The organism is Methylibium sp., assembly GCF_013817345.1.
Taxonomy (GTDB): domain Bacteria; phylum Pseudomonadota; class Gammaproteobacteria; order Burkholderiales; family Burkholderiaceae_C; genus Methylibium.
The window spans coordinates 1-13,460 of record NZ_JACDCW010000105.1 but is presented as its reverse complement, the minus strand read 5'-3'; the positions used below and the strand labels follow the sequence as shown (position 1 = coordinate 13,460).

At 67.4% G+C, this 13,460-nt stretch carries 14 protein-coding genes; 5 read left to right on the top strand and 9 right to left on the bottom strand.

Going from position 1 to position 13,460, the window contains the following annotated elements:
* The 9 genes from H0W40_RS16485 to H0W40_RS16445 all read right to left on the bottom strand — a co-directional run.
* Window positions 1-1,702: CHASE domain-containing protein (locus H0W40_RS16485; RefSeq protein ID WP_292448338.1), on the bottom strand; the 1,702-nt coding region annotated here is incomplete at its 3' end.
* A 237-nt stretch (window positions 1,703-1,939) separates the two neighbouring features.
* Window positions 1,940-3,034, bottom strand: coding sequence for a redox-regulated ATPase YchF (ychF, locus tag H0W40_RS16480; RefSeq protein WP_292448334.1), 1,095 nt, complete (start codon window positions 3,032-3,034; stop codon window positions 1,940-1,942).
* A 115-nt stretch (window positions 3,035-3,149) separates the two neighbouring features.
* Complete coding sequence (locus tag H0W40_RS16475; protein WP_292448332.1) at window positions 3,150-3,356, bottom strand: DUF6494 family protein; 207 nt, start codon at window positions 3,354-3,356, stop codon at window positions 3,150-3,152.
* Window positions 3,357-3,493: 137 nt separating this feature from the next.
* Window positions 3,494-4,249, bottom strand: a complete 756-nt coding sequence (locus tag H0W40_RS16470) for a flagellar brake protein (RefSeq protein ID WP_292448329.1) — start codon at window positions 4,247-4,249, stop codon at window positions 3,494-3,496.
* A 52-nt stretch (window positions 4,250-4,301) separates the two neighbouring features.
* Window positions 4,302-4,649 (bottom strand): flagellar protein FliT, encoded by a 348-nt coding sequence (locus H0W40_RS16465; protein ID WP_292448327.1) that lies wholly within the window; start codon window positions 4,647-4,649, stop codon window positions 4,302-4,304.
* A 2-nt stretch (window positions 4,650-4,651) separates the two neighbouring features.
* On the bottom strand, window positions 4,652-5,056 hold the full coding sequence (gene fliS, locus H0W40_RS16460; protein ID WP_292448324.1) for a flagellar export chaperone FliS: 405 nt from the start codon (window positions 5,054-5,056) through the stop codon (window positions 4,652-4,654).
* Between the two features lie 80 nt (window positions 5,057-5,136).
* Window positions 5,137-6,507 (bottom strand): flagellar filament capping protein FliD, encoded by a 1,371-nt coding sequence (gene fliD / locus H0W40_RS16455; RefSeq protein ID WP_292448322.1) that lies wholly within the window; start codon window positions 6,505-6,507, stop codon window positions 5,137-5,139.
* Between the two features lie 121 nt (window positions 6,508-6,628).
* Entirely contained in the window at window positions 6,629-7,798 is a 1,170-nt protein-coding gene (locus H0W40_RS16450) for a flagellin (protein ID WP_292448319.1), read from the bottom strand.
* Window positions 7,799-8,002: 204 nt separating this feature from the next.
* Window positions 8,003-9,169, bottom strand: a complete 1,167-nt coding sequence (locus H0W40_RS16445; protein ID WP_292448318.1) for a flagellin — start codon at window positions 9,167-9,169, stop codon at window positions 8,003-8,005.
* A 503-nt stretch (window positions 9,170-9,672) separates the two neighbouring features.
* Here H0W40_RS16445 and flhD point away from each other — a divergent pair.
* The 5 genes from flhD (at window position 9,673) to cheY (ending at window position 13,423) form a co-directional block, all read left to right on the top strand.
* On the top strand, window positions 9,673-9,996 hold the full coding sequence (gene flhD, locus H0W40_RS16440) for a flagellar transcriptional regulator FlhD (protein ID WP_292444083.1): 324 nt from the start codon (window positions 9,673-9,675) through the stop codon (window positions 9,994-9,996).
* 125 nt (window positions 9,997-10,121) lie between these two features.
* Window positions 10,122-10,658, top strand: a complete 537-nt coding sequence (gene flhC, locus H0W40_RS16435) for a flagellar transcriptional regulator FlhC (RefSeq protein ID WP_292448315.1) — start codon at window positions 10,122-10,124, stop codon at window positions 10,656-10,658.
* Between the two features lie 332 nt (window positions 10,659-10,990).
* The gene (motA, locus tag H0W40_RS16430; protein WP_292448312.1) at window positions 10,991-11,851 is read left to right on the top strand and encodes a flagellar motor stator protein MotA; all 861 of its coding nucleotides are present in this window, start codon (window positions 10,991-10,993) and stop codon (window positions 11,849-11,851) included.
* Window positions 11,852-11,986: 135 nt separating this feature from the next.
* Window positions 11,987-12,970, top strand: coding sequence for a flagellar motor protein MotB (gene motB, locus H0W40_RS16425; RefSeq protein ID WP_292448310.1), 984 nt, complete (start codon window positions 11,987-11,989; stop codon window positions 12,968-12,970).
* A gap of 57 nt (window positions 12,971-13,027) precedes the next feature.
* Complete coding sequence (gene cheY, locus H0W40_RS16420) at window positions 13,028-13,423, top strand: chemotaxis response regulator CheY (protein ID WP_292448307.1); 396 nt, start codon at window positions 13,028-13,030, stop codon at window positions 13,421-13,423.
* Window positions 13,424-13,460 lie beyond the last annotated feature (37 nt).

The following is a 13,460-nucleotide window of genomic DNA, read 5'->3' as shown; positions in this document are numbered from 1 at the left end:
CCGAATTGAAGATGTTGCGAAAGCGCCGCTCGCTGTCGCGCAGCGCCTGCTCGGTGGCTTCGCGCTCGGCGATCTCGTGCTGCAGCTGCACCGTGCGCTCGGCCACCGCCGCTTCGGTGCGGCGCGCGCGGCCGGTCACGATCAGCAGCAGGGCGCCCATCAGCCCTGTCGCCGCCAGGCCGGCCAGCACGAACAGCCAGGTGCTGGCGTTTTCGCTGGCCAGCGGCCCGACGGATTCACTGGGCACGCCGTTGCGGGCCTGCACCTGCAGTTCCCACTCGCGACCGGCGAACGGCACCACGGTGCGGCGCAGCGGCCCGGCGCCTGGGCGGCCGCCAGGAGCACAGTCCACCCCGCCGGCGAGGCGTGTCTTCGAGCCGTCTGCCGCGGTTTCGAACAGGCAGACCTGAAGGTATTGCGGCGTGCCGGCCAACAGCGTCTGCAGCGCATCGTCCATGCGCAGGGCGATGAAGACCAGCCCGAGCAGCCGGCCCGGCGGCGGCGGGCCGCCCGACAGATCGCTCGAGCGCACGGCCCGGTAGATCACCACGCCCTGTTGCTGGTCGGACTCCTGCGTGAGCCGAAAGCCGACGGTTGCGGTCGCCGCATCGCTTCGGCGGCCGCCCATGATCGCGTCGCGCGCCGCGCGCAACGACAGGCTGTTGAGGCCGAGTGCCGGCTCATTGCCGGCGTACGGCTCGATGTGGCGTAGGGCAATCACTTCGTCGTCCGCGGCGGTCAGCCCGGCTTCCCGGTCGAACACGCGGTAGTCGGCAAGGCCTGTGGCGCGCACGCTTTCCTCGAAGGCCGCCACGTCCGCAATGTCCACCCGCTCTTGCCAACCTATCGCCTGCAGGCTCGGCAGCTTGGCGAGCCACCTTTCGCTGGCGAGGCGGAACTCGCTGGCCGTGACATCTTCGGACGCCAGGTACACGCCGTGTATCGCGTCGAGCGCGTCGAGGTGGGCGCTCAGCCTCAGCTCGAAAGTACGGCTGGTGTTGTTGGCGTCGCGCTCGAAGCGCGCCTCGCCACGCTGCTCCTGCCAGCGCACCACTTGTGAAACGGCGAGCGCCAGCAGGAGCGTGGCCAATGCGAGCGGCAACGCCACCGAGGTGCGGCGGGCACGCCAGGCCTCCCTCGGCTGGCCGATCAGGCTGAGCAGCACCGGCGCGGCGACCACCACGCCCAGCGCGTCGCCGCCCCACCAGACCAACCAGGTCAGCGGCAGCTCAGCGCGTTGGAGCGCACCACCGGCCCACAGCGCCAGCGTGCCGATCGTCGGGTTGACCGTGCAGGCGAGTGCGGCGGCGAGGCCGAAGAAGCACGCGATCGCCTTCGGGCTGTCGAGCGTGACGGGCAGGCGCAAGTGCCGACGCACCAGCAAGGCACCGACCAGCGCCTGCAGCGCGGCACCGCTCCCGATCAGCACCGGGACGATCCCCGCCGACCCGCTGGCGGCGCCATGCTGGCTGGCCAGCATGGCGTTCATCGCGATCGCGCCGATCAGCACCGCCCAGGTCATGCGCAAGCCATAGGCGAGCACGGCAACCAGCGCGACGCCGGCAGCCGGGAAAAAGGGCGAGACGTAACCCGGGGGGATGGCGAAAACCGATCCCGACAGGCCGATGAGGATGTAGGCCAGCACCACCCCGGCCGCGGGCGGCAACAGTCGGCTCAGGGGGGTAGTTACAGCAGGAGGCATCGAGGTGTGCGTGGCCCGCAACGTCGGCGCACGCCGACCGGAACGGCCTGCGGCGAGCCTACACCGGGTCTTTGCGGGACCACGCGTCACCGCGGTGTTGACGTGCTGGCGAACGCCCACTCCTGCGCAGATCGGCGCTCGGCGTGCGTTTGCACGCGGCGCAATGACGGCAATCCGTAACGGGCGTCACACGCTTCGCACCGGGTTGCTCCGCCGGCGCTGCGGCGTGGAGTGTTGCTACACGTTGAACAGAAAGTGCAGCACGTCGCCATCCTTGACGACGTATTCCTTGCCCTCGGCGCGCATCTTGCCGGCCTCCTTGGCGCCTTGCTCGCCCTGGTGGGCGATGAAGTCGGCGAAGGCGATGGTCTGGGCGCGGATGAAGCCGCGCTCGAAATCGGTGTGGATGGCCGCCGCCGCCTGCGGGGCGGTGTCGCCGACGTGGATGGTCCAGGCGCGCACCTCTTTTACGCCGGCCGTGAAGTAGGTCTGCAGGCCGAGCAGCGAGAACGCCGCGCGGATCAGGCGGTTCAGGCCGGGTTCGCTCTGGCCCATCTCCTGCAGGAACATCAACTTGTCTTCGCCTTCCATGCCCGACAGCTCGGCCTCGGTCTTGGCGCAGATGGCCACTACGGGCGCGTTCTGGCCTTGGGCGTAGGCGCGCAACTGGTCGAGGTAGGCGTTGTTCTCGAAGCCGCCTTCGTCGACGTTGCCGACGAACATCGCCGGCTTGGCGGTAATAAGGCAAAGCGGCGCCAGGATCGCCAGCTCCTCTTTGCTGAAGGCGACCGAGCGTGCCGGCTTAGCCTCGTTGAGCGCGGCCTGGCACTTCTGCAACGCATCGACCAGCTTCGCGGCCTCCTTGTCGTTGCCGGATTTGGCGGCCTTGAGCGAGCGCTGCAGCGTCTTGTCCACCGTGGCGAGGTCGGCCAGGCACAGCTCGGTCTGGATCACTTCGATGTCGGAGATGGGGTCGATCTTGCCGGCTACGTGGATCACGTTGTCGTCATCGAAACAGCGCACGACGTTGACGATGGCGTCGGTCTGGCGGATGTGCGCCAGGAACTGGTTGCCCAGGCCTTCACCCTTGCTCGCTCCGGCCACCAGGCCGGCAATGTCGACGAACTCGACGATGGCCGGCACGACCCGCTCGGGCTTGACGATGGAGGCCAGCGCGGTGAGCCGCTCGTCGGGCAACTCGACGATGCCGACGTTGGGCTCGATGGTGCAGAACGGGTAGTTCTCGGCGGCGATGCCGGCCTGGGTCAGGGCGTTGAACAGGGTGGACTTGCCGACGTTGGGCAGACCCACGATGCCGCATTGGAGGCTCATGGCAAAAACTTTCGCAGGGGAGGGCGGCACGGACCCGCGGCGCCGGCGGCGCTCGGGAAGGCAGCGATTTTAGGGCGGGCAACGGGGCGGCGCCCGGCCTCGCGAGCCCTCCCGCCTACTGCAGCCGAATCTCGCCGTCGAAGTCGACCACCAGCTTCAGGCCCGCGACTTCCAGCGTCACCTTGGCCGGCAGCACCTCATCGCCGGCGAGGCTGCCATCGGCGATGGCCTTCGCCACCGCCTGCTCGATCTCGCGCTGCGAGCCGACGCCCACCACCTTGAGGAACTTGCGGATGCTGAGGTTGAAGGTTTCTTCGTTCATGAGGCTCTCCTGGGAACGGGGCGCCGCCGCGACCGGACGAGTCGGGGCAGCCATCACTCACGGTAACGAATCTCCGGGGCGGCCGAACCGGCCGCCGCGATGCCCCTACCGCGCTTCCCGGGCGCTCCGGCGCCGGCTCACAGCACCAGCAAGCGGCGACGCCTTTGCGTGCGATCGATGTAGCACTGCAGCGCCCGCGCTCCTTCGCCACTCAAGCCGCGCATCTCGCAGCCCAGCCGCACGCCCCGGGACTCGTGGTGAAGCAGGGTGACGTGATGCACGATCAGGCTGACCGCCAGCCGGGTGTCGCCGTCGAGCTCGACCAGCACCTGCTGCAGCAGCAGCCCCGGCTCGACCTTCGGCAGCTCGTCCGGCAGGAACAGCGCCACGCCGCCGATGCTGACATCGAGCACCCGCAGCTCGAGCTGCAAGTCGCGCTGTACCGGGTGCAGCAGCGTCGCGGTGGGGCCGGTGTTGATCAGCGGGCGCACGCGAAAACTGTTGCGCCGCTGCAGGCGGTACAACTCGCGCGGAAAGCGGACATTGAGCGCGCAGTCGTGCCCGTTGCGCACGAGCACCAGGTCGTGCAGGTCGAACTGCAGCTTGATGTTCTCGAGGTAGCCGACCGCGACGATCTCGTCGCTCTCGAGCAGTTCGGGCAGGCGGTGATCGCCCGCTTCGGCGCTCAGACACAACAGGCCGCGCCCGGGGTCCAGCGCCCACACGGTGGCGCTGCAGCGGGCGCCGTCGGGAGAACTCAGGCTGAGCAGGACGTTGCCGTCGGCGAGCTGCTTGAGCAGCCCATAAATCTCGCCCGGCGCGTCGACGCGGAACTCGGCCAGGCCGGGGCTCGCGCCGCTCATCGCGTCGAGCGGCATCGGCAGGGTTTCCATGATCGCGGGCAGGAACGAGCAGAAAACGCGCAGGTGGGCGGCTCGCGCCGGCTCAGTGCAGCATCTTCGGCCGGCCGGCCATCAGGCGGTCCAGGTCTTCGAGCCAGGGTTCGGCCAGCGTGCGGATCTCGGCATCGTTGACGAGGATGCGTTTCATGATCCGGCCCTTGAGCTGGCGCTCCTCGGCGCCGAGCTCGAGGTTGGCGGCGGCGTGCTTCAAATCCGAGATGAGCAGCGCGCAGGCGCCTTCGAGCTTGACGACCCGGTCCCAGTCGCCGTCGCGGGCCGCTGCGAGCATCTGCTCGCTGGCTGCTTCGATGGCCTCGTAGTAGCGCAGCAGGTGCTTGGGAGGGGGCGCGTCCATGGTGTCGAGCTTCATCGCGACGGAGGGCGTGTTCATGCTCAGGCCGCCCGTTGTTGAGCCGGGATGGCGATCCAGCCCTCGCGTACCGTGCTGAGCAGGACGTGGCATTCAGCCAGGGGCTTGTCGTCGTTGCGCACATTCGCCAGCGTGAGTTGCTGCACCAGGTAGGCATAGAGCGCCGACAGGTCGCTGGCCAGGGCGCCGCCGGCGGCCTGGTTCAGCCCGCCGCGCAGGCCCTCGTCGATGATGCGAACCGCCTTGGTGATCTGCTTGCCCTTGACCACGACATCGCCGCGCTGCAGCGCGCCGCGCGCGGTGGCGATGGCCGCCAAGGCGGCGTCGAACAGCAGGGTGACGAGCTGGTGGGGCGAGGCGTGCGCGACGCTGGTCTCGGCATCGACTGTCCGATAGGCGCTGGCAAAACTCTTGGCGGGAGAAAACATTTGGGGCTCCGCTGGCAGTTCAGGGGTGACCCTTTCCTTATCGGCCCGCCGCGCCGTGACTTGAGCCCGCGCCGGCAGCCTCAGCGGTCGTACGACTTGTTCCAGTTCGTGATCTGCTGCTCGATGAAGCTGCCCAGCCCGTTGAGCTGGTTGAGGCTGGCGTCGAGCGCCGAATACTGGCGCAGCAGCCGCTCGCGGGTGCGGTCCACGCGGTCCTCGTAGCGCTGCTGGTCCTTCTCGTTGCGGCTGATGTTGTCGCGCAGGCCGGTGGCGCGGGATGTCAGCGTGCCGTCCGTGCCGACCACGCCGTCGGCCAGTTCCTTGAAGCGTTGGCCGAAGCCGCTCGCGGCGGTGCTGAAGGCCTTGGCAAGCTCGACCGGGTTGGCCAGGGCGGCGCCCAGCTTGGTCTCGTTGATCTTGATCGAGCCGTCGCGCTGCAGTTCCAGGCCCATGTCGGAGAGATAGGGAAACGAGGCCGAGGCGTCGCTGGACTGCTGCACCAGCATGCGCAGCTTGCCCTGCAGGCTGACGGCGGCGCGGTCGCCTTGCAGCGCACCGGCCGTGGACGAGGCGGGGTCGAACTTCGTCTGCTGGGCCAGATAGCGATTGGTCTCGTTGTAGGCGGCGACGAAGTCCGTGATGCCCTTGCGCAGTGCGCCGGTGTCGTTGCCGACCGTGATGTCGATGGGGCCCGTGGCAGCCTTGGCCAGGGTGAGCGAGACGCCGTCGATCACGTCGGTGAGCACGTTGGTCGCCGAGGTGAGCGGCAGGCCGTTGATGCTGAACGCGGCGTTCTGCGCGGCCAGGCGCTCGGTCATGCCGCCCACCGCGGGCGGGTCGCTGAAGGTCAGCGCGGCCAGGCCGCCGCCGTCATCGACCGGCGCGGTGATCGTGATCGCATTGTCGGTTCCGCTGGCGATGCCGGCGATGACGAGGCGCGCGCCCTGTGCGTCGCGAATGATGGAGGCGGTGACGCCGGCGTCGGCGCCGTTGATCTTGTTGCGGATGCCCTCGAGCGTCTGGTCGGCCTCGCCGATGTCGATGCTCACGTCCGACGCGCCGACCTGGATGTGCAGGGTGCCGGTGCCCACGATGGCGGTCGGGCCTTCGGCAAAGGCTTCCGACGACAGCGAATGCGCCTGGGCGAGCTGGCTCACCTCCACGCGGTAGCTCGCGGCGCTGGCCGTGGCGGCGGAGGTGACGGAAACGGCGTCTGCCGCGGAGCTGGTGGCCTTGGTCTGGGTCCAGAAGTCGGCCTTGGCCAACACGCTGGCAGCCGACTGAACGTTGACCATGTAGCTCTGCAGCAGGCCGTAGGACGACAACTGCGTGTCGAGCTTCGTCTTTTGCGCCTGCAGCAGCTCGATCGGCCGGCGCTCGAGCGCAACCAGTTGCGAGACGATGCTGTTGACATCTAGGCCGCTGCCGATGCCGGGGGAGGAAATTGCCATGGCGTGGATGCTCCTGTCGATCTCTGCTTATCGGCACTTCGGGCGCCGAATGAAGGCGGCCCGCCGCCGGCCTGCCGCGCCGCGGCAAACCGGTGACGGGCCGGGGCCGTCCGGGCTGTGATCAGCCCTGCAGCAACTGCAGCACCTGCTGCGGCAACTGGTTGGCCTGGGCCACCATGGCGGTGCCGGCCTGCTGAAGGATCTGTGCGCGGGAGAGGTTGGCGGTTTCCGCGGCGAAGTCGGCGTCCATGATCCGGCCGCGCGCGGCGGACAGGTTCTCGGCCGTGACCTGGATGTTGGAAATCGCGCTTTCGAAGCGGCTCTGCACGGCGCCGAGCGTGCCGCGGGCGGAGTTGACGGCGGTGAGCGCGGTGTCGATGGCGTCCATGGCGAAGGCGGCGCCTTCGGCGGTGGAAATGTCGAGATTGTTGATGCCCGTTTCCGTGGCGCCTGCGGTGAACGTGCCGTTGGTCGTGCCGGCGGTCACGCCCGTGAGATTGGTGACATTGGCGATCACCAGCGCCACGTCGGTCTCGGTCGCGGAGGTGATGGCGCCGTCGGCGGCCATCGTCACGCCTTCAAGCGCGGTCGGGTTGGCGGCCTTGGCGGTGGCAAACGCAGCGACCAGTTCCGTCAAGGCGTCGCCGGCGGTGCGGGCACCGAGGGCGGGGATGGCGACTGCGACGCCGTTGATGTCGAGCGAAGTGGCCAGGGCGCCATCGGTCACCGTGAGGGCGCCGAGCGTCTGGTCGTAGGAGTCGGCAGTGGTTTGCAGCGTACCCAGGCCGGCCAGCCGCGCATCGGTGATCGCGGCCAGCTCGATGGTCTCGCCCGAGTTGGCGCCCACCTGGAAGCTCTTGGTGGTGAACGAGCCGTCGAGCAGCTTCGTGTCGTTGAAGGCGGTGGTGGTGGCCACGCGCTCGATCTCCAGCTTGAGCTGGGCGACTTCGGCGTTGAGGGCTTCGCGGTCGGTCTCGTTGTTGGTGGCGTTGGCCGACTGCACGGCCAGCTCACGCATGCGCTGCAGCATGTCGCCCAGCTTGCCCAAAGCGCCTTCGGCGGTCTGCGCCAGCGAGATGCCGTCGTTGGCGTTGCGGGCCGCGACGTTGAGGCCGCGCACCTGGGTGTTCATACGCTCGGCGATGGCCAGGCCGGCGGCATCGTCCTTGGCGCTGTTGACGCGAAGGCCGGATGACAGGCGCTGCATCGACACGGCCAGCGAGGATTGAGACGACGTCAGGTTGCGCTGTGCATTCAGCGAAACGACGTTGGTGTTGATGGTCAGGGCCATGGCCGCTCCTTCGGAAAATCGTTGACTTCCGGCGTGAGCGCCGGTGGGGCTGTTGGTCAGACGAATTCTTGAGGGGTGGTGCGGCAGTGAATCCGCCGATAAGCGGCGGCTTCCCGGTGCATCTTCGAAGCGAAAAAGCCCCGGCCTTGCGGCGCGGGGCTTCGAGTCGAGGGCTTTGCGGCCCGCGTTCGGCTTGCCTTTCGATCAGCGCAGCAGCGACAGCACCTGCTGGGGCAACTGGTTGGCCTGGGCGATCATCGCCGTGCCGGCCTGCTGCAGGATTTGCGCACGCGACAGGCTCGCGGTTTCCGCGGCGAAGTCGGCATCGACGATCCGGCCGCGGGCGGCAGAAAGGTTCTCCGACGTGACCTGGATGGTGGCGATCGCGTTCTCGAAGCGGCTCTGCACGGCGCCGAGCGTGCCGCGGGCGGTGTTGACGGCGGTGAGCGCCGTGTCGATCGCATCCATCGCGAAGGTCGCGCTTTCGGCGCTGGCGATAGAAAGGTTGGTGATGCCGGTCTCGGTGGCCCCTGCGGTCAGCGTGCCGTTCGTTGTTCCGGCGGTCACGCCCGTCAGGTTGGTGACGTTGGCGATGACCAGGGGCACGTCCGTCGCGGTCGAGGAAGTGATGGCGCCGTCGGCGGCCATCGTCACACCTTCTAACGCGGTCGGGTTGGCGGCCTTGGCGGTGGCGAAGGCAGCGACCAGCTCCGTCAAGGCGTCGCCGGCCGTGCGGGCCGCCTCGGCGGGGATGGCAATTTCCACGCCGTTGACGTCGACAGAGGCGATCGCCGCGCCGTCGGTCACCGTGAGGGCGCCGAGCGTCTGGTCGTAGGAGTCGGCGCTGGTCTGCAGCGAGCCCAGCGCCGCGAGGTCGGCGTCGGCGATCGCGGCCAGGGAGATCGTCTCGCCCGAATTGGCACCGACCTGGAAGCTCTTGGCGGTGAAGCTGCCGTCGAGCAGGCTCGTGCCGTTGAACTTGGTCGTGGTGGCGACGCGGCCGATTTCTTCCTTGAGCTGGGCCACTTCGGCCTGCAGGGCGTCGCGGTCGGTCTGGTTGTTGGTCGCGTTGGCCGACTGAACCGCCAACTCACGCATGCGCTGCAGCATGTCGCCCACTTTGCCCAGCGCGCCTTCGGCGGTCTGCGCCAGCGAGATGCCGTCGTTGGCATTGCGGGCGGCCACGTTCAGGCCCTTGATCTGCGCGTTCATGCGCTCCGAAATCGCCAGGCCGGCGGCATCGTCCTTGGCGCTGTTGACGCGAAGGCCCGAAGACAGGCGCTGCATCGAGAGGGCCAACGCGGATTGCGTCATGCCGGTGTTGCGTTGTGCGTTGAGGGAAACGACGTTGGTGTTGACTGACATTGCCATGATGGCTCTCCATTAAGTTAAGACTCCCGGCAGACGCCGGCTTTGCCGTGCCAGCTTTCGCTGGCTGCGCCCGGCGGCAGTCATCCTCGGGTGCGAACTAGAGGGTCGCCTCATGTGTGGCCCTTGCTCGTTCCTTCGGCCGGCTGTTCCGGACCCCGGAGGTCGGTTGCCCGCCCCCGTTGCTTTGCTTATCGAACCGCTGGGGCCTGAACTTGAGCGCCGCACTTCTGTTTTTGTTGTTTCCTCGAAGCGGCAGCGGCTTTCCGGGCTTTCCACGGGGAGATATCGGCCGGAAAGGCGACCTACTTCAGGCGTTTCACCGAGGCCCGTGTAGGAAGTTGCCTGACAAGCGGCGTTCTGCCGCACGGACAGCACGCACAGCGCCACCCCTATTCAGGCCGCACGCCTGCCTCACTACAGTTCTCTCCACGGTGAACGCGAAAGCAACACCCCGAACACCTGCCAGACATCTCCGCCAGACACACCGAACCGAGGAAGCCGCCATGAACACCGAACAGATCCTGATGGAAATCCGTGAAGCCAATCTGTCCTATCTGATGCTGGCGCAAAGCCTGATCCGTGCCGACCGCGAGGAGGCCTTGTTCCGACTGGGCGTCTCGGAAGAGACCGCCGAGCTGATCGACCTGCTCAGCCCCGCTCAGATGATGAAGATCGCCTCGGGCAACACGCTCTTGTGCCGCATGCGGGTGGACGACGAGCTGGTCTGGAGCCTGCTCACCAACCACGGCAAGTCGGCCGCCAACGACGGCGTGAGCCGCCTGCACGCCAACATCCTGATGGCCGGTCGTCATCGCGAAGCCGCCTAGATGACGACCCCCGGCGCGGAGTACCGCGCCACCCCCCGAGGGGGCGCCGAGCCGGCTTGGGAGCGGCCCGGCGCTCGGCCCGGCACCGGCTCCGTCTTGCTGTAACCCGACTCCGAAAGACCACCATGCGCAACAAGAGCATCCTCACCGAAGCCCGGCAGATCGAACGCGCCGTCACGCTGATCAACCTGGGCGCGCGCCTGCAGGTGCTGGAGTCGGAGACCGACCTGAGCTATGAGCGCCTGCTGCGCCTGTACAAGGAAGTGGCGGGCAAGTCGCCGAGCAAGGGCCAGTTGCCGTTCTCGACCGACTGGTTCATGACTTGGCAGCCCAACATCCACGCCAGCCTGTTCCTCAACATCCACGAATACCTGAACAAGGTGGTGGCGCTCGACGAGATCGACTCCGTCATCAAGGCTTACCGCCTGTACCTCGAGCAGACGCAGTCGCAGGGGCTGGAGGCATTGCTGTCGGTGACGCGCGCCTGGCGGCTGGTGAAGTTCGTCGACAACGGCATGCTCACCATGACGGAATGCTCGAAGTGCGGTGGCCACTACGTGACCCATCCGCACGAGATCGGCAAGCACTTCGTGTGCGGCCTGTGCAATCCGCCCGCACGCGCCGGCAAGGGCAAGGCGGCGGGGTCGCTGCACCTGCATTGAGTCCTTCACGCCTTCTGCGCACAGTGTCACGGCGGCGCCGGTCTTCCAATGGCGCGGCTTGATTTGTCGGCAACCTGCGCCGATACCAAGGCAAGCGTTTTCTGTTCGTCGTCTCCTGGGTGCACCGCGGTGCATTGCGGGCTCCCGTCGCAAGACCGGAGCCCGCTCTTTCTTTGCCGCGGTGCCGGCGCCTGACCAGCTTCCCGTGCTCTCGGGGTGGGGCCTGGACCGCAAGGTCGTCTCAAGCCGGCCGCGCGGCGGCCGATAAATGCTCATGCTGCTCGGGCCATGGCCTCGAACGGCGGCCACCACGAAGTACGGAATTCCCCCACATGTTCGTCATCATCGGCTACGCGATCGCGCTGGGTTGCATCTTCGGCGCCTACGTCCTTCACGGCGGCAACGTCGACGTGATCGCCGCTGCCTTGCCGACGGAGATGATGGCGATTGCGGGCGGTGCGCTCGGCGCCTTCGTGGTGTGCAACCAGCCCAAGGTGCTCAAGTCGACCCTGGCAGCAATGCCCATGCTGCTCAAGAGCTCGAAGTACACGAAGGCGCGCTACATGGAGCTGATGGCGCTGCTCTACGACATCCTGCAAAAAGCCCGCAAGGAAGGCCTGATGGCCATCGAGAAGGATGTCGAGGACCCGAAGAATTCGCCGCTCTTCAAGAAATACCAGGCGGTCGGCAGCGACCATCACGTGGTCGAGTTCATCACCGACTACCTGCGCATGATGGTCTCGGGCAACCTCAACCCGCACGAGATCGAGTCGTTGATGGACACCGAGATCGAGACTCACCACCACGAGGCGCACCAACCCGCCGCCGCGCTCACGCGCCTGGCCGGCGGACTGCCCGCCTTCGGCATCGTCGCGGCGGTGCTCGGCGTGGTCAACACCATGGGCTCGGTCGGCCAGCCGCCGGCGGTGCTGGGCGCCATGATCGGCTCGGCGCTGGTCGGCACCTTCCTCGGCATCCTGCTCGCCTACGCGATCGTGGAGCCGCTCGCCGGCCTGCTCGAGCAAAAGCTCGACGAGGGCAGCAAGGAGCTGCAGTGCATCAAGACCACGCTCCTGGCCAGCATGCAGGGCTACGCGCCTGCCATCGCGGTGGAATTCGGACGCAAGACGCTGTACTCGACGGAGCGACCCACGTTCATCGAGCTGGAGAGTCACGTGAAGGGCAAGAAGTGAATGGAGCCCCCACGTCGCCGAGTACGGCTCCTGCCCCCGGGGCCTGGAACGGGTCCCTTGGTGGCCCGCGGGGCGCGGTCCGCCTTGGGAGCGGCCCGGCGGCGGACCGGCCAGCGCGCTGGATAGGAGTCGAGCATGGCCGGTGACGCCAAGAAACTGCAGCCGATCATCATCAAGCGCGTCAAGAAGGCCGGCCACGCCCACCATGGCGGCGCGTGGAAGATCGCCTACGCCGATTTCGTGACGGCGATGATGGCCTTCTTCTTGCTGATGTGGCTGCTGGGCTCGACCACCGAAGGCGACCGCAAGGGCATCCAGGACTACTTCAACAACCCGGTGAAGATCTCCATGCTCGGCGGCGCCGGTTCGGGCGATTCGTCGAGCGTGCTGCGCGGCGGCGGCGAGGAGCTCACGCTGAGCTACGGCCAGCGCAAGAAGGGCGATGTCGACGCCGAGCGCAAGCACTACACGCTGCGCGCGCTGAAGGCGCAGCACAAGCAGGCCGAGGCCGAGCAGCTCGGCGCCCTGAAGGCGCGTGTCGAGCAGATCATCCTCACCAGCGAACGCCTGGCACAGTTCCAGTCGCAGATGCGGCTCGACATGACGCCCGACGGCCTGCGCATCCAGATCGTCGACGAGCAGAACCGGCCGATGTTCGCCACCGGCTCCTCGGTGGTGCAGCCCTACATGCGCGAGTTGCTTCGCACCATCGCCGGCGTGCTGGCCGAGGTGCCCAACAAGCTCACGCTCGAGGGCCACACGGACGCCGCGCCGTTCGGCTCGGGCGTGGCCGGCTACAGCAACTGGGAGCTGTCGAGCGACCGCGCCAATGCCTCGCGCCGCGAACTGCTCGCCGGCGGCCTGGTCGACGCACAAGTGCTGCGCGTGCAGGGCCTGGCCGCCAGCCTGCTCTACGACCGCGAGCAGCCGCTCAACCCGATCAACCGGCGCATCAGCATCATCGTGATGAACCGCGACGCCGAAGACCGCCTGCACGGGGGCGTGCCGAACGAGGCCGATGCAGCGCCGCCCGAGCTGCCCACGCTGCCGCCGGAACTGCAGGCGCTGCCGGTCGAGATGGCGGCGACGGCCTCAAGTGCGCCGGTGATTACCCGATAACCCTTGTAGACCCCGCCTCATCCGCGACACCCGTTTCCTCCCGAGGACCCCACCACCATGAGCACACCCGACCTCAAATTCCTGATCGTGGACGACTTTTCGACCATGCGGCGCATCGTGCGCGGCCTGCTCAAGGAGATCGGCTACAACAACGCCGAAGAAGCCGAAGACGGCGCAGTGGCGTTGCAGATGCTCAAGAACATGAAGTTCGACTTCGTGGTCAGCGACATCAACATGCCCAACATGAACGGCTTCGACCTGCTCAAGGCGGTGAAGGCCGACGACGGCCTGAAGCACATTCCTGTGCTGATGGTCACCGCCGAGGCGCGCAAGGAAGACATCGTGCTCGCCGCCCAGACGGGCGCCGCCGGCTACATCGTCAAGCCCTTCACCAAGGCCACCTTGGAAGAGAAGGTGCAGAAGATCATGCAAAAACTCGCGGCCACGGCCTGAAGGACATCGACATGCTGTTGATTGATGAGGCCGTGAA

Bases quoted from the DNA above. Each gene is read 5' to 3' on its own strand.
- ychF (WP_292448334.1), bottom strand. From the start codon at position 3,034: ATGAGCCTCCAATGCGGCATCGTGGGTCTGCCCAACGTCGGCAAGTCC.
- H0W40_RS16475 (WP_292448332.1), bottom strand. From the start codon at position 3,356: ATGAACGAAGAAACCTTCAACCTCAGCATCCGCAAGTTCCTCAAGGTG.
- H0W40_RS16470 (WP_292448329.1), bottom strand. From the start codon at position 4,249: ATGGAAACCCTGCCGATGCCGCTCGACGCGATGAGCGGCGCGAGCCCC.
- H0W40_RS16465 (WP_292448327.1), bottom strand. From the start codon at position 4,649: ATGAACACGCCCTCCGTCGCGATGAAGCTCGACACCATGGACGCGCCC.
- fliS (WP_292448324.1), bottom strand. From the start codon at position 5,056: ATGTTTTCTCCCGCCAAGAGTTTTGCCAGCGCCTATCGGACAGTCGAT.
- fliD (WP_292448322.1), bottom strand. From the start codon at position 6,507: ATGGCAATTTCCTCCCCCGGCATCGGCAGCGGCCTAGATGTCAACAGC.
- H0W40_RS16450 (WP_292448319.1), bottom strand. From the start codon at position 7,798: ATGGCCCTGACCATCAACACCAACGTCGTTTCGCTGAATGCACAGCGC.
- H0W40_RS16445 (WP_292448318.1), bottom strand. From the start codon at position 9,169: ATGGCAATGTCAGTCAACACCAACGTCGTTTCCCTCAACGCACAACGC.
- flhD (WP_292444083.1), top strand. From the start codon at position 9,673: ATGAACACCGAACAGATCCTGATGGAAATCCGTGAAGCCAATCTGTCC.
- flhC (WP_292448315.1), top strand. From the start codon at position 10,122: ATGCGCAACAAGAGCATCCTCACCGAAGCCCGGCAGATCGAACGCGCC.
- motA (WP_292448312.1), top strand. From the start codon at position 10,991: ATGTTCGTCATCATCGGCTACGCGATCGCGCTGGGTTGCATCTTCGGC.
- motB (WP_292448310.1), top strand. From the start codon at position 11,987: ATGGCCGGTGACGCCAAGAAACTGCAGCCGATCATCATCAAGCGCGTC.
- cheY (WP_292448307.1), top strand. From the start codon at position 13,028: ATGAGCACACCCGACCTCAAATTCCTGATCGTGGACGACTTTTCGACC.